The 21,417-nt window shown below is 68.7% G+C and carries 17 protein-coding genes and 1 pseudogene; 8 read left to right on the top strand and 10 right to left on the bottom strand.

Translation table 11 applies throughout. The features are described from left to right. From B0W88_RS10430 to bla, 8 genes and pseudogenes are all read right to left on the bottom strand, one after another. Positions 1-2,591: pseudogene (locus B0W88_RS10430) on the bottom strand (hypothetical protein); the annotation flags it as partial. Between the two features lie 64 nt (positions 2,592-2,655). Continuing rightward, positions 2,656-3,816, bottom strand: coding sequence for a Gfo/Idh/MocA family protein (locus B0W88_RS10425; RefSeq protein ID WP_077034599.1), 1,161 nt, complete (start codon positions 3,814-3,816; stop codon positions 2,656-2,658). Further along, the gene (locus tag B0W88_RS10420) at positions 3,813-4,838 is read right to left on the bottom strand and encodes a sugar phosphate isomerase/epimerase (RefSeq protein ID WP_077034598.1); all 1,026 of its coding nucleotides are present in this window, start codon (positions 4,836-4,838) and stop codon (positions 3,813-3,815) included. Before B0W88_RS10420 ends, B0W88_RS10425 begins: the two co-directional genes overlap by 4 nt. Before the next feature lie 127 nt (positions 4,839-4,965). Continuing rightward, on the bottom strand, positions 4,966-5,922 hold the full coding sequence (locus B0W88_RS10415; protein ID WP_077034597.1) for a substrate-binding domain-containing protein: 957 nt from the start codon (positions 5,920-5,922) through the stop codon (positions 4,966-4,968). Positions 5,923-5,957: 35 nt separating this feature from the next. After that, the gene (locus tag B0W88_RS10410) at positions 5,958-6,941 is read right to left on the bottom strand and encodes an ABC transporter permease (protein WP_077034596.1); all 984 of its coding nucleotides are present in this window, start codon (positions 6,939-6,941) and stop codon (positions 5,958-5,960) included. Continuing rightward, the gene (locus B0W88_RS10405; protein ID WP_077034595.1) at positions 6,922-8,409 is read right to left on the bottom strand and encodes a sugar ABC transporter ATP-binding protein; all 1,488 of its coding nucleotides are present in this window, start codon (positions 8,407-8,409) and stop codon (positions 6,922-6,924) included. The genes B0W88_RS10410 and B0W88_RS10405 overlap by 20 nt, the downstream gene beginning before the upstream one ends. A 79-nt stretch (positions 8,410-8,488) precedes the next feature. Then, the gene (locus tag B0W88_RS10400; RefSeq protein WP_077034600.1) at positions 8,489-9,676 is read right to left on the bottom strand and encodes an ROK family protein; all 1,188 of its coding nucleotides are present in this window, start codon (positions 9,674-9,676) and stop codon (positions 8,489-8,491) included. A 160-nt stretch (positions 9,677-9,836) separates the two neighbouring features. Beyond that, complete coding sequence (bla, locus tag B0W88_RS10395; protein WP_369973871.1) at positions 9,837-10,661, bottom strand: subclass B3 metallo-beta-lactamase; 825 nt, start codon at positions 10,659-10,661, stop codon at positions 9,837-9,839. An 85-nt stretch (positions 10,662-10,746) separates the two neighbouring features. On the opposite strand from bla, the gene B0W88_RS10390 reads away from it, so the two are divergent. Continuing rightward, the gene (locus tag B0W88_RS10390) at positions 10,747-11,058 is read left to right on the top strand and encodes a hypothetical protein (RefSeq protein WP_144006705.1); all 312 of its coding nucleotides are present in this window, start codon (positions 10,747-10,749) and stop codon (positions 11,056-11,058) included. A 24-nt stretch (positions 11,059-11,082) separates the two neighbouring features. After that, on the top strand, positions 11,083-12,306 hold the full coding sequence (locus B0W88_RS10385) for an MFS transporter (RefSeq protein WP_077034592.1): 1,224 nt from the start codon (positions 11,083-11,085) through the stop codon (positions 12,304-12,306). 8 nt (positions 12,307-12,314) lie between these two features. Here B0W88_RS10385 and B0W88_RS10380 read toward each other — a convergent pair whose 3' ends face one another. Further along, the gene (locus tag B0W88_RS10380; RefSeq protein ID WP_077034591.1) at positions 12,315-12,794 is read right to left on the bottom strand and encodes a hypothetical protein; all 480 of its coding nucleotides are present in this window, start codon (positions 12,792-12,794) and stop codon (positions 12,315-12,317) included. Positions 12,795-12,919: 125 nt separating this feature from the next. Next, positions 12,920-13,477 carry an HNH endonuclease gene (locus B0W88_RS10375; protein ID WP_077034590.1) on the bottom strand — a complete coding sequence of 186 codons (558 nt, stop codon included), beginning with the start codon at positions 13,475-13,477 and terminating at the stop codon, positions 12,920-12,922. Between the two features lie 202 nt (positions 13,478-13,679). On the opposite strand from B0W88_RS10375, the gene B0W88_RS10370 reads away from it, so the two are divergent. The 6 genes from B0W88_RS10370 (at position 13,680) to B0W88_RS10345 (ending at position 21,405) form a co-directional block, all read left to right on the top strand. Beyond that, positions 13,680-14,366: a TetR/AcrR family transcriptional regulator gene (locus tag B0W88_RS10370; RefSeq protein ID WP_077034589.1), complete on the top strand. Its 687-nt coding sequence runs from the start codon at positions 13,680-13,682 to the stop codon at positions 14,364-14,366. Positions 14,367-14,419: 53 nt separating this feature from the next. Further along, positions 14,420-16,210 (top strand): acyl-CoA dehydrogenase C-terminal domain-containing protein, encoded by a 1,791-nt coding sequence (locus B0W88_RS10365; RefSeq protein ID WP_077034588.1) that lies wholly within the window; start codon positions 14,420-14,422, stop codon positions 16,208-16,210. Positions 16,211-16,224: 14 nt separating this feature from the next. Further along, complete coding sequence (locus B0W88_RS10360) at positions 16,225-16,665, top strand: DUF2147 domain-containing protein (protein WP_077034587.1); 441 nt, start codon at positions 16,225-16,227, stop codon at positions 16,663-16,665. A gap of 38 nt (positions 16,666-16,703) precedes the next feature. Beyond that, positions 16,704-19,100 (top strand): 3-hydroxyacyl-CoA dehydrogenase/enoyl-CoA hydratase family protein, encoded by a 2,397-nt coding sequence (locus B0W88_RS10355; RefSeq protein WP_077034586.1) that lies wholly within the window; start codon positions 16,704-16,706, stop codon positions 19,098-19,100. 19 nt (positions 19,101-19,119) lie between these two features. Then, positions 19,120-20,334 (top strand): acetyl-CoA C-acyltransferase, encoded by a 1,215-nt coding sequence (locus tag B0W88_RS10350; RefSeq protein ID WP_077034585.1) that lies wholly within the window; start codon positions 19,120-19,122, stop codon positions 20,332-20,334. A 213-nt stretch (positions 20,335-20,547) separates the two neighbouring features. Beyond that, complete coding sequence (locus tag B0W88_RS10345; RefSeq protein WP_077034584.1) at positions 20,548-21,405, top strand: alpha/beta fold hydrolase; 858 nt, start codon at positions 20,548-20,550, stop codon at positions 21,403-21,405. The last annotated feature ends 12 nt before the right edge of the window (positions 21,406-21,417 follow it).

The following is a 21,417-nucleotide window of genomic DNA, read 5'->3' as shown; positions in this document are numbered from 1 at the left end:
TCGGCCGGGGCGTCCGGCGTCTTGTCGGCGGCCTGGCGGGCGAGGGTGACCGCCTGGTTGGCCTCGGTGAGGCGCTTGGCGACCTTCAGCTGGGCTTCGGCCTGGCGCGCCTGCGCGAGCTCGATCTGCTTCTGGGCCACGGCGGCGCCGGCGCGGGACTGTTCCTCCAGCAGGCGCGGCTTGTCCTTGTCGGTGCTGGCGGCGATCAGCTCGGACGCCCGCTTGCTGGCGGCCTCGGCGGCCTTCAGCTCGTTCTCCCCGGCCAGCAGGGCGGCGGCCGCCTGGTCCAGCGCGCGCTGGGCCGCGGCCGGGGCCTGCTCGGCATGCTTCTCCACCTCGGCCAGGTGCTTCTGCGCCTGGGCGAGGCGCTGCTCGGCCTCGGCCTGGGCGGCACGGGTGCGCGCGGCCTCGGCGGCCAGCGGCTGCAGCGCCTTGCGGGCGGCATCCAGCTCGCCGGTGGGCACGGTGGCGGCGAGCAGCGTGTCGGCACCCTGGGCGGACTTCTGCTGCTGGGCCTGCGCCTCGGCGGCCTTCGCGCGCCGGGCGTCGGCCGCGACCGTCGCCTGCGCCAGGCTCGCGGCCTGGGCGGTCTCGCGCTTGTCCAGAGCGGCGTCCAGCGCCTTCGGGTTCTCGGCGGACAGCTTGATCGCGTCCAGCGCGGCGGCCTCGCCGGCCTTGACGGCATCGGCGTCGTGCTTGGCGAGCTCCTCGGTGAAGAGCTTGCGGGCCTTGGGCACCTCGCCCGCGGCCTTGCCGATCTTGGGACCGAATTCCTTGAAGCTCTTCTCATGCTTCGCGACGTCCGCCGCGGCGGTGGGGTCGCCCGCGTCGACCTTCTTCTGCGCGGCCTCCTTGTCCGCCTTGGCCTTCGCCTGGTCGGCCTTGAGGTCCGCGAGGTCCTTCTCGGCCTTGGCGAGCGCCAGGCCCAGCGGCTGGGCCTCGAGCTCCTTGCGCTTCGCGTCCTTGTAGTCCTGCGTGGCCTTGGCGCGGGCGGGGTTGGCGATCAGGTCGTCCGGCGCGCTCACCGAGCCCGCGTCGTCCGCGCCCTTGGTGAACAGGGTCATCAGGTTGAAGCCGCCGTGCAGGGTGTCGGGCAGCTCGACGGCCGAGGCCGAGCGCGCGCCGGTCTCCTTGGTGGTGCGGGCCAGGCGCTTGGCGATGGTCTCGGGGTCCAGCGCGGCGCCGGACTTGAGCTTCTCGGCCTCGCTGAGGCCGGTCTCGTCCACCGCGTAGGAGGCGCCGAGGCCGCCCGCTTCGGGAAACGCGCCGAGCTTGTCGCCGTCGATCGTGTCGTGGCCGACGGTCACCTCGAAGTTGCGGCCGGCCGCGCCGGGGTTGGCCTGCTGATGGCGGGCGGCCTGCGCGGCGGCCTCCTCCATCATGTAGAGCGCCGCCTTGGCGCTGGCGTGCTGGCTGCTGGCGGCGGCGACCTGGTCGCCCACCTTGGCGTAGACGGGCACCGCCACCGCTTCGCCGGGCTGCGCCATGCCGCCGGCCGACACCGCCTTGATCGTGCCCTTGCCCTTGTCGCCCATCAGCGGGCCGCGCTTGGCGGGGTCGTACTCGGCCTGGTCGGGGCCCACGCCGGTGAGGACGCGCGCGGCGGCGTCGTCGGCCTGGCGGATGGTCTCGGCGTGCGCGGCCTCGTCGGTCTTGCCGACGACGGTCTCGCCCACGTCGGGGTTGGTGCGCGGCGCGCCGTGGCGAGAGATGAAGTGGGCGAGGTTGGTGAAGCCGTACTGCTCGGCCACCTCGGCAACGATGCCTTCGATCTCCTTGAGCCGCGTCATCGGATGGACGATGCGCTGGGCCACGCCCTTGCCGTCGAGCTGGTCGACCTCGGCGGCGATGCGCGTCTCGATGCGCTCGCTGAGCAGCTGCTCGACCTCCAGGTCGCGCAGGCGCAGCTCGGCGCGGGCCTTCAGCTTGGCCGGGTCCTTGGCATCGGCCGGCGCCTTCGGGTTCTCCTTGAGCAGCAGGGGCTCGGCGATCTGGCGGTAGAAGGCCGCCTCGGTCTGGTCGCCCTTGGCCGGGTCGCCGGCGGCACGCACGCGGGCCACGCGGGCGGACATGCGCTTGCCGATCTCGGCCTCGTCGTCGGTGTACACCTTCAGCAGTTTCGTCGCCTTGGCCTCGGCGTCCTGGGCCTTCAGCAGGGCCTCGGCGGCATTGGCCTGGCGGGCGGCGACCATCTCCTTGGTCAGCTTGTCCTTGGCGACCAGTGCCTGGGCGTCGGCGTCCGCGGTCTTGGCCTTCGCCAGGGCGAGGACGGCGGCGTCGAGATCCTTCTGGGCCTGGCCCGGCCGGGCCTTGGCGGCGGCATGGCCCTCGGCGAAGGCGACGTTGGCGCTGATCTCGCTGCGGTCGGCCACCAGGTTCTGCACCAGGTCCTCGCGCCCGGCGCGGGCCGCCTCGGCCGCCTTGGCGCCCTGGGTGCGCGCCAGTTCGGGATCGGCGGCGCGGCCGGTGGCCACCAGGTGCTGCGACAGGCGTGCCTTGATCGCGTCCTTGCGCTTCTGCTGATCGGGGCTGTCCAGCAGGGTGGCGAGGGTGCCCAGCCAGGCTTTCTGTTCGGCGGCGAGATCGGCCATGGTTGATGTTCCGGCAGCTCAGGAAGAGCCGGAACATAACGCATATTTCAAGCGGACAGAACGCTCAGCCGAAAGCCGTCCACTTGGTGCTGCTGCGCGAGGACTCGACGGTCTTCTCGATGAATCGCACGCCCCGCGCGCCTTCCTCGATGCGTGGATAGTCCGCCTGCTCGCGTGCCGCCGGCTGGCCGGTCAGCAGCCGGGCGTGGATGTCGTTGGCCACGCCCGAGTAGATGTTGGCGAAGGCCTCGATGAAGGCTTCGGGGTGGCCGGCGGGCAGGCGGGTTGCCTGCTGGGCTGCGGTGCTCAGGCCGGCGCTGGCGCGGGTGAGGACCTGGCGCGGGCCGGCGATCGGGGCGTAGTGGAGCTGGTTCGGATCTTCCTGGTGCCAGGCGAGCGAACCCTGGTCGCCGAACACGCGCAGCCGCAGGTCGTTCTCGCAGCCGATCTCGATCTGCGAGGCGATCAGCACGCCGCGGGCGCCGCCCTTGAAGCGCAGCAGCAGGTTGCCGTCGTCGTCCAGCGCGCGGCCGGGGACGAAGGTGGTGAGGTCGGCGCAGATCGCCTCGATCTCCAGCCCGGTGACGGTGGCGGCGAGTTGCTCGGCATGCGAGCCGATGTCGCCGATGGCGCCGGCGATGCCGCTGCGTGCGGGGTCGGTGCGCCAGGCGGCCTGCTTGTTGTCCAGCTGGGTGGCCAGCCAGCCCTGGTTGTATTCGACGATGACCTTGCGCAGCGTGCCGAGCGCGCCGCTGCGCACCATCTCGCAGGCGTGGCGGACCAGCGGGTAGCCGCTGTAGTTGTAGGTGACGCCGAAGACGGTGCCGCGTTGCGCCACCGTGTCGACGAGGCTCCGCGCCTGCTCGCTGGTATGCACCAGCGGCTTGTCGCAGACGACGTGGAAGCCCGCGTCGGCGAAGGCATGGGCCACCTCGTAGTGGACGTGGTTGGGCGTGACGATGCTGACCAGGTCGATGCGTTCCTCGGGGGCTCGCTTCAGCTCGTCGGCCAGCAGGTCTTGCCAGCTGCCATGGTTGCGCTCGTCGGCCAGGCCGAGATCCCTGCCCGAGGCCTTGGCCTTGTCGGGCGTTGACGAGAACGCGCCGGCCACCAGCTCGAAGCGCGAGTCCAGCGCCATCGCGTGGCGATGCACCGCGCCGATGAAGCCGTCGCGCCCGCCGCCGACCATCGCGTAGCGGAGCTTTCTGAGTCGTGCGGGGCTCATGATCCGGCCATGCCTCCCTGCTTGGCTTTGTCGAACACGGCATCGAAGGCGCCGGCCGCGGGCTCGAAGTCCAGCCGGCGGCAGAAGGCGGCGCTCTCGGTGGCGCCGTGGACGCGGTCCATGCGGCTGTCCTCCCATTCGACGGACAGCGGCCCTTGATAGCCGACGTCGTTGAGCGCCACGATCAGCGACTCGAAGTCGATCATGCCGCGGCCGACGCTGCGGAAGTCCCAGTTGCGCCGGGCATCGCCGAAGCTGGTGTGGCCGCCGAAGGTGCCGACGGTGCCGTCGCCCTTGCCCCACCAGACGTCCTTCATGTGGGCATTGAAGATGCGCGGGCCGAACTGGCGGATGAAGCGGATGTAGTCGACGCCCTGGTAGCCGAGGTGGCTGGGGTCGAAGTTGAAGCCGAAGCGGCGGTGCTGGTTCACCGCATCGAGCGCGCGTTCGCTGGAGGCGATGTCGAAGGCGATCTCGGTCGGGTGGACTTCGAGCGCGAAGTTGACGTCGCAGTCGTCGAAGACGTCGAGGATCGGCGTGAAGCGTTTCCCGAAGTCCGTGAATCCGGCGTCCCAGAACGACTGTGGCGTCGGCGGGAAGGCGTAGATCGAATGCCAGATCGAGGAGCCCGTGAAGCCGGTGACGGTCTTGACGCCGAAGGCCTTGGCCGCGCGCGCGGTGTCGGACAGTTCCGCCGCCGCGCGCCGGCGCACGCCCTCGGGGTCGCCGTCGCCCCAGACGTGGGCCGGCAGGATCGCCTCGTGCCGTGAGTCGATCAGGTCGCACACGGCCTGCCCGACCAGGTGGTTGCCGATCGCGAAGCACTTGAGCCCGTTCTTTTCCAGGATCGCGTGCTGGCTGGCGCAGTAGCCGGGATCGCGCAGCGCCTGCTGCACGTTGAAATGGTCGCCCCAGCACGCCAGCTCCAGGCCGTCGTAGCCCATGCGTTTGGCCAGCGGCGCCAGGTCGGACAGGGGCAGGTCGGCCCACTGGCCGGTGAAGAGGGTGATGGGGCGGGGCATGCGAGTTCTCCTGGAACGAGCCTGAGGAATGTCCGTTCGCCCTGAGGTATCGAAGGGCCAAGCGCAACGGTCCGGACAGGCCCTTCGATACCTCAGGGCGAACGAGCGGTGGTCTAGCTCTCCGTCATCAGAACGGAGAGTCGGGGAAGTAGAAGGTCTTGGCGTTCTCCTTCGTGATCAGCACCGAGGGCACGATGTTGTTCGCCGGCAGCTTCTCGCCCTTCAGCCGCGCCTCCGCGGTCATCTTGATCGCGTCGTACATGAACTTCGGCGAGTAGGAGACGTTGGCCATGATGCGCGGGTCGCTGCCGTCCATCAGCGTCTTGATGCTGCCCTTGGCGCCGGCGCCGCCGAAGACGAGCTTGATGTCCGTCCGCTTGGCCTGGTCGATGGCCTTCAGCACGCCCACCGACATGTCGTCGTCTGCCGCCCAGACCACGTCGATGTGCTTGAAGCGGGTCAGGAAGTCCTGCATCACCTTGAAGGCGTCGTCGCGGTTCCAGTTGCCGTACTTGGCGTCCAGCACCTTGATGCCGGGATGGTTCTTCATCACCGCGTTGAAGGCGTCCATGCGCTCGTTGTCCAGCGTGGAGGCGATGCCGCGCAGCGCGACCACATCGCCCTTGCCGTTCAGGTACTTGGCGATGTACTCGGCCGGGATCTTGCCGAAGGCGGTGTTGTCGCCGGCGGCGTAGGCGTCCTGGCCCGAGGGGTTGGTGAGGCCGCGGTCGACGACCGTGACGTAGACGCCCTTGCTGTGGATCTGCTCGACCGGCTTGGTCAGCGGGCCCGACTCGAAGGGGAACACCACCAGCGTGTTGATCTTGGTGACCGTCATCAGGTCCTGCAGCTGGTTGGCCTGCTCGCCGGGGTTGGCGGCGGTCTTGACGGTGACCTTGACGTCGGGGTACTTGGCTTCCAGTTCCTTCTTGGCCTCGTTGGCCCAGTAGACGATGCCGGCCGCGAAGCTGTGCGTCGCCGTCGGGATGGATACGCCGAGGTTGACCTTGGCCTGCGCGAAGGCGCCGAAGCTGGATGCAGCCAGCGCGGCCGCGACAAGGGTTCTGCGAGTGATCTTCTTCATCGACTTGTCTCCGTTGGGTGGGGTGGGAACTACGACTAACGTCGCCGCTGCATGAAGGCCACGGCGATGATCACGAAGCCCTGAACGGCGGCGTTCAGGTACACGCTGATGATGCTGGTGAGGTTGAGGATGTTGCTGATGACCGAGAGCAGCACCGCCCCGATGACGGTGCCTGTGATGCTGCCCGCGCCACCCTTCAGCGCCGTGCCGCCGACGATCACCGAGGCGATCGCCTCCAGCTCCCAGAGCAGGCCTGTGGTCGGCGAGGCCGAGCCCAGGCGCGGCACGTAGAGCAGCGTGGCCACGCCGACACAGGCGCCCAGCAGCACATAGGTCTTCAGCTTGATCCAGTCCACGTCTACCGCGGCATAGCGGGCCACCTGCTCGTTGGAACCGATGGCCTGGACGTAGCGGCCATAGGCGGTGCGATTGAGCAGCAGCGCGCCGATGACGGCGACGATGGCGAACACCCAGACGGGAATCGGCACGCCCAGCAGCGCGCCGTAGTAGACCGGGGCGTAGACGTCGGCCAGCTTGTCGTCCAGCGTGATCGCGCCGCCGTTGGACAGGTAGGTGAGATAGGCGCGGAAGATGCCCAGCGTGCCCAGCGTGACGATGAAGGGCTCGATGCGGCCGCGGGTGATCAGCAGGCCGTGGGCGAGGCCGAACACCGCGCCGAGCACGACAGCGAACACGGCGCCGATCGCGACGATCGACAGCGGCGGCCAGGCCTTGGCGCCGAGGTAGTTCATCAGCCAGATCACACAGCCGGCGATCAGCGCCGCCATCGAGCCGACCGAGAGATCGATGCCGCCACTGATGATGACGAAGCACATGCCCACCGCGATGATGCCGATGAAGGCGGTGCGGGTGAGCACGTTCATCGCGTTGTCGACGGTGGCGAAGTCGCTGTTCAGCAGCGTGCCGGCGATGCACAGCAGCAGCAGGCCGGCCACCGGGCCGATGCCGTGCAGGCGGGCCAGCCAGTGCTGTTTCGCTTCAGTGCGTTCCTGTTGCATGACGGATCAGGACCTCTTCGCTCAATTGACTGTCCACGGGCAGCGTGGCCTGCTGCGCCCCGCCTCGCATCACGACGATGCGGTGGCAGATGCCCAGCAGCTCCATCAGCTCGCTGGAGACGACGATCACCGCGCGGCCTTCGCGGGCCAGGCGCTGGATCAGGAAATAGATGTCGCGCTTGGCGCCGACGTCGACGCCGCGGGTCGGCTCGTCCAGCACGATCACCTTCGGGTTCGGGTGCAGCATCCTGGCCAGCGCCAGCTTCTGCTGGTTGCCGCCGGACAGCGAGGACGCCTTGATCTGCAGCGAGCCGGTGCGGATGCCGAAGGCGTCCACCGCGGAGCGCAGCGCCTTCTGCTCGGCGCCGGGGCGCAGCCAGGGCCGGCAGTACTGGCGCAGCGCCATGAGGGTCAGGTTTTGCCGTAAGGGGAAGTCCACGTGGAGTCCCTTGCCCTTGCGGTCCTCGCTGAGGTAGGTGAGGCCCAGGTCGGCGGCCTCGCGCGGGTTGCGGATGCGCACCGGGTGGCCGGCGATCTCCACGCGCTGGACCGTGGCGGGCCGCAGGCCCAGCAGGCCCTCGAACAGCTCGGTGCGGCCGGCGCCGACGAGGCCGGCGAAGCCGAGGATCTCGCCCGGGTCCACCTCGAATCCGATGTCCCGCGCCCAGCCGGGGACGTTCAGGCCTGCCACGCGGAACAGCGGCGGGCCGTCGGGCAGCGGGTCGCGGCGGGGGTAGAGGTCGGCGAGGTCGCGGCCGATCATCAGCGAGGCCATCTGCTGGCGGCTGACCTTGGCCGTCTGGTCGCGGGCGACGAAGCGGCCGTCGCGCATGACGACGATCTCGTCAGTCACGCGTTCCACCTCGTCGAGCTTGTGCGAGATGTAGATGATCGTCACGCCTCGGGCCTTCAGCCGCGCCATCAGCGCGAACAGGCGCTCGGTCTCGCCGGGCGTCAGCGTGGCGGTGGGCTCGTCCATCACCAGCAGCCGCGCCTGCCGCTGCAGCGCCTTGGCGATCTCCACCAGTTGCTTCTCGGCCACGATCAGCCGGCGCACCGGCGTGTCCGGATGGGCGCGCAGGCCCACGTCCTCCAGTACCAGGGCGGTCTCGGCGCGCATGGCGGCGTCGTCGAGCCAGGGGCCCTTGCGCTTCTCGTGGCCGAGGAAGACGTTCTGCATGATCGTCAGGTCCTCGGCCAGGGCGAACTCCTGGTGGATCATCGCGATGCCGGCCGATTCGGCATCGCGCGGGCCGGTGAAGTGCACCTCGCGCCCGGCCAGCAGCAGGCGCCCGCCGCTGCGCTGCTCGTAGCCGGCCAGGATCTTCATCAGCGTGCTCTTGCCCGCGCCGTTCTCGCCCAGCAGGCCGTAGACGCGGCCGGGCTCCAGCTCGAAGGACACGCCGTGCAGCACCTGCACCGGGCCGAAGGACTTGGTGATCTGGTCGAAGGTGACGGTGAAGCTCATTGGAGCCCCTCGTCTTGCGAGTACGCAAGCCGATCCCCCGAGGGGATGCGAGCTTGCTTGGGGCGGCCCGGCGCTGCGCTCATGCGGCCACCCGTTCACGCTTGGACGAGACCGACTGCCTCAGCACTTCCTGCAGCGCCAGCACGCCCGCGCCGATCACGCCGGCATCGGCGCCCAGCGGTGACAGCCCGATCTCCAGATGCCGCGTCGACAGCGCCAGCGAGCGCTGGTAGACGCTCTGCCGCAGCGAGGCCAGGAACAGCGGCCCGATGCCGGTGACGCCGCCGCCGATGAAGACGTGCGACGGGTTGAAGAAGTTCACCACCGAGGCCAGCATCTGGCCGACCAGCGCACCCGAGCGCTGCACGATCGCGTTGGCCGCCGCATCGCCGTGGCGGCTGGCGTTGCCGATGTCCTCGGGCCTCAGTTCACTCCGCTCGGATAAGGCGTTAGCGAGCCACTCGCTCTGGCCGGCCTGCGCCGCCTCGACACCCATCCGGGCGATGGCCGGGCCCGCTGCCATGGCCTCCACGCAGCCCAGGTTGCCGCAGCGGCAGCGCGGGCCGGCCGGGTCCACGCAGATGTGGCCCACGTCGCCGGCCGAGCCGTTGGCGCCGCGGTAGACCTCGCCGTGGCAGACGATGCCGCAGCCGATGCCGGTGCCGATCTTGATGACGAGGAAGTTGGACAGCGTGCGCCGCAGGCGCCAGAGCTCGCCCAGCGCCATCAGGTTGACGTCGTTGTCCACCCAGACGGGGGCCTCGTACTCGGCGCGCAGGTCGTCGCGGATCGAGTAGCGGTCCCACAGCGGCATCAGCGGCGGCTCGACCAGCTGGCCGCTGGCGAAGTCCACCGGGCCGGGCACGCCGATGCCGATGCCCAGCACGTCGCGGGCCTTGAGCTTGAGCTGCGTGAGCAGGCGGCGCATCACCGTGCGGATCAGCGTGAACACCACGCCGGGGCCCTCGCGCACGTCCACCGGCTGCGCATGGCGGGCTAGCACCTGCAGGTCGGGCGCGAGCACGGCCACCTCGACGCCGGTGGCGCCCAGGTCCACGCCCAGCAGCACGCCGAGGCCGCGGTGCAACTGCAGCGTCTCGGCGCGGCGGCCGCCGGAGGAGGCCTGCGGGCCGACCTCGTCGAGCCAGCCTTCGTCGATCAGGCCGGCGACCAGGGCATTGGCCCGCGTCCGCGAGAAGCCGAGCTGCGCGGCGAGCGCGTCGCGCGAGGGGCCGTGCGACCACATGACGGCCTCGAGCACGCCCAGCTCATTGGCGACCAGCGGTGCGAGTCGGGCACGGCTCATCAGGTCCTGTCTCCTGCCTGGTTGTTCGTCACCGCTCTGGATGGCGGCGTGGCGCGGATATTAGGAGCTTGACTTCAGCCGTACAAGTGAGAACTTCGGCCTGATTTGGGTGGAAGGAGAGTCAGCGCAGCAGCGCCTTCTCTGCCGCGTCGGCGTACTCGCGGCAGCTCATCGGCTTCGGGTGCGGCTGGGCCGCATCGGCGTAGCGCCAGCCGCTCTGGTCGGGGTGCGGCGTCAGCAGCAGCTCGCAGGGCAGGGTGCGGATCGCGGCGATGCTTTGGGCGTAGGCCTCGCGGATCTTCGGGAAGGCGGGGTTGTGGTCCAGGTGGTAGCCCGGCGCGGTGAGGCTGTCCACATAGGCGATGGCCAGCGGCTTGCTGCTGCCGCCCTGGCGGTCGGTCCAGTTCCAGCTCATGCTGCCGGGCGTGTGGCCGGGGGTGAAGGTGACGGTGAAGGTGGTGTCGCCCAGCGTCACCTGCTCGCCGTCCTGCAGCAGGCGGTCGGCCTGGACGGGCGGGTAGGTGATGCTGTCGCCGAAGTGGATGTCGTGGCTGCCGCCGCGGGCCAGCAGGGCGGCCGATTCGGCATTGCTGACCAGCGTGGCGCCGGTGGCGCGCTTGATCTCGGCCAGCGGGCCGGCGTGGTCCGCATGGGCATGGGTGTGCAGGATCAGCTTCAGCTGCCCGGGCTCGACGCCGAGCTTCTTCATGTTCGCCAGCAGCAGCGGCGCGGCCTGCGGCATGCCGCCATCCAGCAGCACGGCGCCTTCGGAGGTCTTCACCAGCAGCGCGGTGATGTTGGCGGTGCCGATCTGCCAGGTGTGATCGGCGATGCGCAGCGGTTCGATCGGGGTGAGCCAGGACGGGTCGACCTGGTAGGCCTTCAGTTGCGGCAGGACCGGGAGGGTGGCGAGGGCGATGGTGATCAGCATGCCGGGCATTGTCATTCGTCCGACCTAACGCCCAACTTGACCGGAGTGTCGCAATCGTTTCCACTCGAAAACACCGCCGATGCACGGCGCCGAGGGATCCATGAACGAGCTGCTCGCGGCCTACCGCTACCTCACCAACAACTACGCGCAGCTCCACGACAGCAAGCGCTGCGGCTGCTGCAACTGCATGGAGATATTCCGGCCGGAGGAGATCGTCGGCTGGCTCGGGCTGGATACGCTGGAGCAGATGAACGACCCGGTGGCGGTGGCCAAGCAGACGGCGATGTGCCCGCACTGCGGCGCCGAGGCGGTGCTGGGTGACAAGTCGGGCTTCCCCATCCATCCGAACTTCCTGATGAAGATGAACGAGGCCTGGTTCCAGCGGACCATGATCCGCCCGAAGACCAAATAGCCTCGCGCCGCTATCCTGCGGCGCATGCAGGAAGAACCGCAAACGCCGCTGCCGCGCGGCGCCATCGTCTGCCTCTCGCTCGCCGCCTTCGGCAGCGGCGTGGCCTTGCGCATCAACGACCCGCTGCTGCCGCGGCTGGCGCGCGAGTTCGGCATTGGTGTCGGCGAGGCGGCACAGGTGATCAGCCTGTTCGCGATCGCCTACGGCCTGGCGCAGCTGATGTTCGGCCCGCTGGGCGACCGCTTCGGCAAATACCGGGTGATTGCCTGCGCGACGGTGGCCTGCACGCTGGCCTCGCTGCTGTGCGCGCTGGCGCCGGGTTTCGCGGAACTGCGCCTGGCACGGCTGCTGGCGGGCATGACGGCGGCGGCGATCATTCCGCTGTCGATGGCCTGGATCGGCGATGTGGTGGACTACGCCGAGCGGCAGCCGGTGCTGGCGCGCTTCCTGATCGGGCAGATCGTCGGGCTCTCGGCCGGCGTGGCGCTGGGCGGTTTCGCGGCGGACCACTTGAGCTGGCGCGTGCCCTATGTGCTGCTGACCGTGTTCTTCGCCTGCATTGCGCTGGCGCTGTTCACCATCGACCGGCGCCTGCCGGCGCGGGCGCGGCTGCAGCGCGCGGGGGAGGGCGGCTCGGCACTGGCGCGCATCGTGGATGACTTCGGCCATGTGCTCGCGCAGCCCTGGGCGCGGATGATCCTGCTGACCGTCTACCTGGAGGGCGTCTGCCTGTACGGGCCGTTCGCCTTCTTCGCCACGCACCTGCACGAGCGGCTGGGGCTGTCGCTGTCGGCTGCGGGCCTGGTGGTGATGCTGTTCGGCGCCGGCGGTTTTATCTATGCGATGGCGGCGCGGCGGCTGGTGGGCGCCTTGGGCGAGAGCGGGCTGGCGCTGGGCGGCGGGCTGCTGATGGTGGCCGCGCTGGTGACGATGGCGCTGACGCCCTCATGGCTGCTGGCGCTGCCGGTGGCGCTGGCCACGGGCCTGGGCTTCTACATGATGCACAACACGCTGCAGCTCAACGCCACCCAGATGGCGCCCGCGCGGCGCGGGGCGGCGGTAGCCTCGTTCGCGTCCTGCTTCTTCCTGGGGCAGTCGACCGGGGTGGCCCTGTCGGGCCAGTTGGTCGGGCGCATCGGCACGCCCTGGCTGTTCAGCGCCGGCGCGGCCGGGCTGCTGCTGGTGTCGCTGGCGTTCACGCGGCGGCTGCGCCGGCGTGAACGCATGCAGGCCGCTGCTGCGGCCTGATCGATCGATCAGCTCTTCGGCGCGGCGACCACGGACGGCGCGCGCGAGACGCGGGTACGGCCGGCGGTGGTGGTCAGCACCACCGGATCGCCGGCGTTGAAGGACTCTTCGCCGCGGGCCTGGATGATCGAGCGGCGCTCGCCGTTGCGCAGCTGCACGACGATCTCATAGGCTTCCTGGCGGGTGGCGCTGCGCTCGACGGCATTGCCGATCAGCGCGCCGGCGATCAGGCCGACGACGCTGCCGGCCTGGCGGTCACGCCAGTTGCCGCCGACGCCGCCACCGGCGACCGAGCCGATCATGGCGCCGCCGACGACGCCCGCGCCGCTCTGCGAGCCGTCGACGGTGACCGGGCGGATGGACAGGACGGTGGCGTCCTGCACGATGCCCATCTGCTGGGTGTCGCGGTAATGGACGACGTCTGGATTGCTGGTCGCGCAGGCGGACAGGGCGGCCACGGTGGCGACGATCAACAGCTTCTTGAACATGATGGGAACTCCTCGAGTGCACGCGCGTTTTGTGCGAGCAACGATCGACATTGTGCCGAGGTTGACTGGCTCAAGGCTATGCGGCGGCGGCTTTACCCCGCAGCAATCCAGCGCAAAAGCTCACGCTAACCGTGCAGCCGGCTCGATTTCGGCACGCTCGCCAGCAGGAATTCCATCTGGTCCGCCAGGATCCGCCGCCCGCGCAGGATCATGTCCTCGTGCAGGCTCGGCACATAGGGCAGGTAGAGCAGGCTCATGTTCGCCTCCTCCGGCAGCCGGCTGCCCTTGCGGCCGTTGCAGCCGCGGCAGGCGGTGATGCAGTTCATCCAGGTGTCGAGCCCGCCTCGGGAGGTGGGCAGGATGTGCTCGCGGGTCAGGTCGTCCACCGCGTGCGTGTGGCCGCAGTAGGCGCAGACGTGGCGGTCGCGCACGAAGAGCTTGCCGTTGGACAGCGCGGGCGCCTGGCGCCAGGCGCGGCTCGGCACCGCGCCGCGCACCGCGACGATCGGGTGCACCTCGATGCGCGACTGCATGCCGGTGCGGCGCTGCAGGCCGCCCCGCAGCGTCTGGCAAGGATCTCCAAGCGTCCAGGCAATGCCGTCGCTGGCATAGATCACGGCGGCTTCACGGGTCGTGATCCAGGCTTGCGGCCTGCCAGAGACGTCCAGTTGAAGCACGTCCACAGCGTTGACCTCCTAAGCTGCGGAGATTACTTCAATAGTGCGCGCTAACTCAAGCTTTAAGCGGAATCATCAGGGCTAACCCTCATGGCGGTGAGCGATTCATCGACTTGTCACCGAATCGAAGGCGACACAAAAAATTCTTAAAAAAGCACGACCGTTCGTTTTATTATGCGCGCCACTCCAGTCCTCAAGCGACGACAACGTGACCGCATCCACCGTCGACATCCCGCCCAAGCCGGCCCGCGCCACGCGCTCGCTGCAGAAGGGCCAGCAGACCCGCTCGGTGATCCTCGACGCCGCGCTGGCGCTGGCCTCGCACATGGGCCTTGAAGGCTTGTCGATCGGCGCGCTGGCGGACGTGACCAAGATGAGCAAGTCCGGTGTGTTCGCCCATTTCGGCTCGCGCGAGGAACTGCAGATTGCCGTCGTCACCGAATACCACCGCCGCTTCGAGGAAGAGGTCTTCTTCACCGCCATCGGCGAGACCCGCGGCCTGCCGCGGCTGCGCGCGCTGTACGAGCGCTGGGTGCACCGCGTCTCGCAGGAGATCGACTCCGGCTGCATCTACATCAGCGGCGCCGTCGAGTTCGACGACCGGCCCGGCCCGGTGCGCGACGCGCTGGTGGCAATGGTCCATGCCTGGCATTCGGCGCTGAGCCGCGCGATCGTGCTGGCCAAGGAAGTCGGCCACCTGCGCGTCGATACCGACGTCGAGCAGGTGCTGTTCGAACTGCACGGCCTGATCCTCTCGCTGCACCACGATGCCCGCTTCATGCGCACGCCCGGCGCCGTGCCGCGCGCCGGCACGGGCTTCGAGCGCATGGTCGAGTACTACGCGACACCCGAAGGCCGCGCGGCCGATGCCCAGCATCGCCGCACGGCTCCTTGAGTCTTTTCCTTCCCTTCCCCTCCATCCACTCCTTCAGATTCCAGGAGACCGCCATGCCCTTGTACACCCCGCCGCTGCGCGACATGCAATTCGTCCTCCACGAAGTGCTGGGCGCCGTCGACGAGCTCAAGCAACTGCCGGCGCATGCCGACGTGGATGCCGACACGATCAACGCCGTGCTGGAAGAGGGCGGCAAGTTCGCCGCCGAAGTGATCGCCCCGATCAACCTGAGCGGCGACCTGGAAGGCTGCACGCTGGACAAGGCCACCCATGAGGTCAAGCCGCCCAAGGGCTTCAAGGAAGCCTATGCGCAGTACGTGGAAGGCGGCTGGCCCGCGCTGGGCTGCGACCCGGACTACGGCGGCCAGGGCCTGCCGGTGGTGCTGAACCAGGCGCTCTACGAGATGCTGAACTCGGCCAACCAGGCCTGGACCATGTACCCCGGCCTGTCGCACGGCGCCTATGAAGCGCTGCATGCCCACGGCACCGACGAGCAGAAGAAGACCTACCTGCCCAAGCTGACCAGCGGCGAATGGACCGGCACGATGTGCCTGACCGAGCCGCACTGCGGCACCGACCTGGGCCTGCTGCGCACCAAGGCCGAACCGCAGGCCGACGGCAGCTACAAGATCACCGGCTCGAAGATCTTCATCTCGGCCGGCGAGCACGACATGGTGGACAACATCGTCCACCTGGTGCTGGCCCGCCTGCCCGATGCGCCCGCGGGCTCCAAGGGCATCTCGCTGTTCGTCGTGCCGAAGTTCGCGGTCAAGGCCGACGGTTCGCTGGGCGATCGCAACCCGGTCTTCTGCACGGGCCTCGAGCACAAGATGGGCATCCACGCCAACTCGACCTGCCAGATCACGCTGGACGGCGCCGTCGGCACGCTGGTGGGCCAGCCGAACAAGGGCCTGGCCGCGATGTTCGTGATGATGAACGCCGCACGCCTGGGCGTGGGCAACCAGTCGCTGGGCCTGACCGAAGTGGCCTACCAGAACGCCGTGGCCTACGCCAAGGACCGCATCCAGATGCGCGCGCTGTCCGGCCCCAAGGTGCCGAGCCAGCCGGCCGACCCCATCATCGTGCACCCCGACGTGCGCAAGATGCTGCTGACCGCCCGCGCCTACGCCGAAGGCGGCCGCGCGCTGTCCATGTACGTGGCGCTGATGCTGGACAAGGCGCTGTCGTCCGACGATGCCGACGAAGCCAAGGAAGCCGAGGACGAAGTCGCGCTGCTGACCCCGATCGTCAAGGCCTTCATCTCCGACAACGCCTGGCTCGCCACCTCGCACTGCATGCAGGTGTTCGGCGGCCACGGCTACATCCACGAGACCGGCGCCGAGCAGTTCGTCCGCGATGCCCGCATCAACATGACCTACGAAGGCACGAACACCGTGCAGTCGCTGGACCTGCTGGGCCGCAAGATCCTGGGCAACAACGGCGCCACGCTGAAGAAGTTCGGCAAGAAGATCGCCGCCTTCGTCGAGGAAGAGGGCACCAGCGAGGCGATGCAGGAGTTCATCAACCCGCTGGCCGACATCGGCGACAAGGTCACCAAGCTGACCACCGAGATCGGCATGAAGGCCTTCCAGAACCCCGACGAAGTGGGCGCCGCCGCGGTGGACTACCTGCGCGTCGTCGGCCACCTGTGCTTCGCCTATTTCTTCGCCCGCATGGCCAAGGTGGCGCTGGAGAAGCAGAACAGCGGCGACAAGTTCTACATCGCCAAGCTGGCCACCGCGCGCTTCTACTTCGCCAAGCTGCTGCCCGAGACGGCCTCGCTGATCCGCACCGCGCGGACCGGCCTGCCGACGCTGATGGAAATGGACGAAGCCCTGTTCTGATCGGGAGACGCTGCATGAAGATGAAGCTCATCACGGCTGCCGCCCTGTGCGTCGCCGCTAACGCCGTATTCGCACAGACCGCCAGCCCGGTGGGTCTGTGGAAGACCATCGACGACGACGGCAAGACGGCCAAGTCGCTGGTGCGCATCACCGAACACGACGGCGTGCTCTCCGGCTCGATCGAGAAGATCCTCGACCCCGCCAAGCAGGCCGACAAGTGCGACCAGTGCAAGGACGATCGCAAGGACAAGCCGATCGTCGGCCTGACCATCATCCGCGGCGTCAAGCCCGATGCCGATGACAAGACCCAATGGAGTGGCGGCGAGATCCTCGACCCCACCAACGGCAAGACCTACAAGACCAAGCTGTGGTCCACCGACGGCGGCAAGACGCTGAACGTGCGCGGCTACATCGGCTTCCTCTACCGCACGCAGGTGTGGCAGAAGGCCGAGTGACCGCTGAGTAAAAAACACATCACCGAAGGAGAAGTTCCGTGAGTCGATTCCAAGTTCGCAAAGTCGCCGTGCTCGGCGCTGGCGTGATGGGTGCGCAGATCGCTGCGCACCTGGTCAACGTCAAGGTGCCCGTGGTCCTGTTCGACCTGCCGGCCAAGGAAGGCCCGAAGAACGGCATCGTCAGCAAGGCGATCGAAGGCCTGAAGAAGCTCAAGCCCGCGCCGCTCGGCAATGTGGCCGACGCCGCCCTGATCCAGCAGGCCAACTACGAGGAACACCTCGAACTGCTGAAGGACTGCGACCTGATCATCGAGGCCATCGCCGAGCGCATGGACTGGAAGCTCGATCTGTACACGAAGATCGCGCCCTTCGTCGCGCCGCACGCCATCGTCGCGTCCAACACCTCGGGCCTGTCGATCACCAAGCTGAGCGAAGTGCTGCCGGAGAGCATCAAGCCGCGCTTCTGCGGCATCCACTTCTTCAACCCACCGCGCTACATGTACCTGGTGGAGCTGATCAACACGCCAACGACCGAAGCCGACGTGCTGGACAAGCTCGAAGCCTTCGTGACGACCAGCGTCGGCAAGGGCGTCGTGCGCGCCAAGGACACGCCGAACTTCGTCGCCAACCGCATCGGCGTCGCCGGCATGATGGCCACGATGATCGAGGCCGAGAAGTTCGGCCTGAGCGTGGACGTCGTCGACGACCTGACCGGCAAGAAGCTGGGCCGCGCCTCGTCGGGCACCTTCCGCACGGCGGACGTGGTGGGCCTGGACACGATGGCCCACGTGATGAAGACCATGCAGGACAACCTGCAGGCCGATCCGTTCTACAGCATGTACGCCACGCCCAAGGTGCTGGCTGCGTTGATCGAGAAGGGCGCGCTGGGCCAGAAGGCCGGCGCCGGCTTCTACAAGAAGGTCGGCAAGGACATCCAGCGCCTGGACTTCGCCGCGGGTGAATACGTGGCCGGTGGCAAGAAGGCGGACGAGATCGTCGGCCGCATGCTAAAGAAGCCCGCAGCAGACCGCATCAAGCTGCTGCGCGAATCGACCAACCCGCAGGCGCAGTTCCTGTGGGCCATCCTGCGCGACGGCTTCCACTACGCCGCCGTGCACCTCGCGGACGTGGCCGACACCGCTCGAGAAATAGACTTCGCGATGCGCTGGGGCTTCGGTTCGCAGCAGGGGCCGTTCGAACTGTGGCAGGCCGCAGGCTGGAAGCAGGTGGCCGAGTGGATCGCCGCCGACATCGCCGATGGCAAGACGCTCAGCAGCGCCCCGCTGCCGGCCTGGGTCACCGAAGGCCCGGTCGCCGAGAACGGCGGCGTGCACTCGAAGGACGGCTCCTGGAGCGCCGCCGAGGGCAAGTTCAAGCCGCGCGCCGCGCTGCCGGTGTACGAGCGCCAGGCCTTCCCGGAAGCGCTGGTCGGCGACGGCTCGGTGCCCGCGCTGCAGGCCGGCACCGAAGAGTTCAAGAACGAGGAAGTGCGCGTCTGGACGCTGGATGGCGAGGTGCTGATCGCCTCGATCACCGCCAAGCTGCACCTGATCTCGCCGACGGTGACGGACGGCCTGCTGAAGGCCGTCGAGATTGCCGAGGCGAAGTACAAGGGCCTGGTGATCTGGTCGCCGGACGACGTGTTCTCGGCCGGCGCCAACCTCGAGTCGCTGATGCCGGTGTTCATGAAGTCCGGCGCCAAGGGCATCGCGCCCGAGGAGAAGAAGCTGCAGGACATGATGCTGCGCGTGCGCTACGCGCAGGTGCCGGTGGTGTCGGCGGTGCGCGGCCTGGCCCTGGGCGGCGGCTGCGAGCTGGCGGTCTACAGCGCGCGCCGCGTGGCGCACATGGAGAGCTATGTCGGCCTGGTGGAAGTGGGCGTGGGCCTGCTGCCCGGCGGCGGCGGCCTGACCTATATCGCCCGCCGTGCCGCCGAGATGGCCGCGGCCGGCAATGCCAACGCGGACATCTTCGCCTTCGTCAAGGACGGCTTCACCTCGGCCGCCACGGCCAAGGTCGCCACCTCGGCGCTGGAAGCGCAGAAGATGGGCTTACTGATCGACGGCGACGTGATCGTGCCGAACAAGGACGAGCTGCTGTTCGTCGCCTCGGCCCAGGTCAAGGCGATGGCCGACTCCGGCTACCGTCCGCCGCTGAAGGCGGTGTTCCCGGTGGCGGGCCGCTCGGGCATCGCGACGGTGAAGGCGCAGCTCGCCAATATGCGCGACGGTGGCTTCATCAGCCAGCACGACTTCCACATCTCCGCGCTGATCGCCGACGTGGTCTGCGGCGGCGACGTCGAGGCCGGCTCGCTGGTGACCGAGGAGTACCTGATGTCGCTGGAGCGCAAGCACTTCTGCGGGCTGCTGGAGCACCCGAAGACCCAGGAACGGATCATGGGCATGTTGTCGACCGGCAAGCCCGTCCGCAACTGATCACGGAGTACCAAGAATCATGAGCAAGCAAGTTCAAGAAGCCTATATCTGCGCCGCCACGCGCCTGCCCATCGGCAAGTCGGGCCGCGGCTACTACAAGAACACGCGCCCGGACGAGATGCTGAGCCGCGCCATCCAGGCCGCGATGGCCCAGGTGCCAGGTCTTGACCCCAGCGTGATCGAGGACGCCATCATCGGCTGCTCCTTCCCCGAGGCCGAGCAGGGCATGAACATCGCCCGCGTGGCGGCGGTGCTGTCGGGCCTGCCGAACACGGTCGGCGGCGTGACGGTGAACCGCTACTGCGCCTCGGGCATCACGGCCCTGGCGATGGCGGCGGACCGCATCCGCGTTGGCGAATCTGAAGTGATGATCGCCGGCGGCGTCGAGTCGATGTCGATGGTGCCGATGGGCGGCAACAAGCCGTCCTTCCCGCCCGCGATCTTCGAGCGCGACGAGAACATCGGCCTGGCCTACGGCATGGGCCTGACGGCCGAGAAGGTGGCCGCGCAGTGGAAGGTCTCGCGTGAAGAGCAGGACGCCTTCGCGCTGGAATCGCACCGCCGTGCGCTGGCTGCGATCGAGGCCGGCCACTTCAAGGACGAGATGACGCCCTTCGAGGTGATCACCCGTTCGCCGAACCTGGCCGATGGCTCCGTCATCACGAAGAAGCGCATCGTCGACATCGACGAAGGCCCGCGTGCCGACACCTCGGTCGAAGGCCTGGCCAAGCTGCGCCCGGTGTTCGCCGCCAAGGGCAGCGTGACGGCCGGCAACAGCTCGCAGACGTCCGATGGCGCCGGCGCGCTGATCGTCGCTTCGGAAGCCGCAGTCAAGCGCTTCGGCCTGACGCCGCTGGCGCGCTTCGTGTCGTTTGCCGTGCGTGGTGTTCCGCCGGAGATCATGGGCATCGGCCCGATCGAGGCGATCCCCGCCGCGCTGCGTCTCGCCGGCATCAAGGCCGAGGACCTGGGCTGGGTGGAACTGAACGAAGCCTTCGCCGCGCAGTCGCTGGCCGTGCTGAACGACCTGGACAGCAAGGGCATCGTGCTGGACCGCACGAAGGTGAACCCGAACGGCGGCGCGATCGCCCTGGGCCACCCGCTGGGCGCTACCGGCGCGATCCGCGCGGCCTCGGTGATCCACGGCCTGCGCCGCACCGGCGCGAAGTACGGCATGGTGACGATGTGCGTTGGCGCCGGCCAGGGCGCTGCGGGCATCATCGAGCGGCTGTAAGCAGCGCGCGCGGCCTATGAATGGATCACCCGTTCGCCCTGAGCCGCTTCGACGGGCTCAGGACAGGCTTGTCGAAGGGCCCGTGCTCGCCATCGCGGCTTCGACAGGCTCAGCCCGAACGGAGTGCCGAACCGTTCGCCCTGAGCCTGTCGAAGGGCCCGCGCTCGCCACTGCGGCTTCGACAGGCTCAGCCCGAACGGATTCCTACCGACTATGAACCAGCCGCTCCGCATCCAGGCCGCAGATGGTTGTGAGCTGAGCGGCCATCTGCATGGTGATCCGACACAGGCCCGCGCGGGCCTGCTGCTCGCGCCCGCGATGGGCGTGGAGCAGCGCTACTACGCGGACTTCGCCGAATGGATGGCGGAGCAGGGCTGGCTGGTGCTGTGCTTCGACTATCGGGGCATGGGCGCCTCGCGTGCGGGTTCGCTCAAGGACCTGGACGCGGACATCGGCACCTGGGCCACGCTCGACGCCGCGGCGGCGCTCGACGAGCTTTCAAGGCAACTCGGCGACAAGCCGATCCACTGGCTCGGCCACTCGCTGGGCGGCCAGATCCTCGGCATGGTGCCCAACCGGCATCTCGTGACGCGGGCCGTCACCGTCGGCTGCGGCAGCGGCTACTGGCGCGAGAACGCCGCTCAACTAAGGCGCTACGTGTGGTGGCTCTGGTATGTCGTGGTGCCTGTCGCGCTGCCGCTGTTCGGCTACTTCCCGGGCCGCAAGCTGCGCAAGGTCGGCGACCTGCCGCGCGGCGTGATGGCGCAGTGGCGCCGCTGGTGCCTGCATCGGGACTACATGATGGGCGATGAAGGCGGCGAGGCGCTGCGTGCCCAGTACGCGGCAATGACGCTGCCGATGCTGTCGCTCGGCTTCACCGACGACGAGTTCATGTCACGCCGCAACATGGAATCACTGCACGGCTTCTATGCCGGTGCGCGCCCCGAGATGCGACGCATCGCCCCGAACGAGGTCGGTGCCCGCCGCATCGGCCACTTCGGCTTCTTCCGCGACCGCTTCGCCGCCACGCTCTGGCCCCAGGTGCCGGCGTGGCTTCAGCAACAATCCTGAATGAACCCCGTT

The sequence above is a fragment of the Pelomonas sp. KK5 genome (assembly GCF_001984095.1).
In the GTDB taxonomy this organism is placed as follows: domain Bacteria; phylum Pseudomonadota; class Gammaproteobacteria; order Burkholderiales; family Burkholderiaceae_C; genus KK5.
This window is presented reverse-complemented; position numbering and strand designations above follow the sequence as displayed.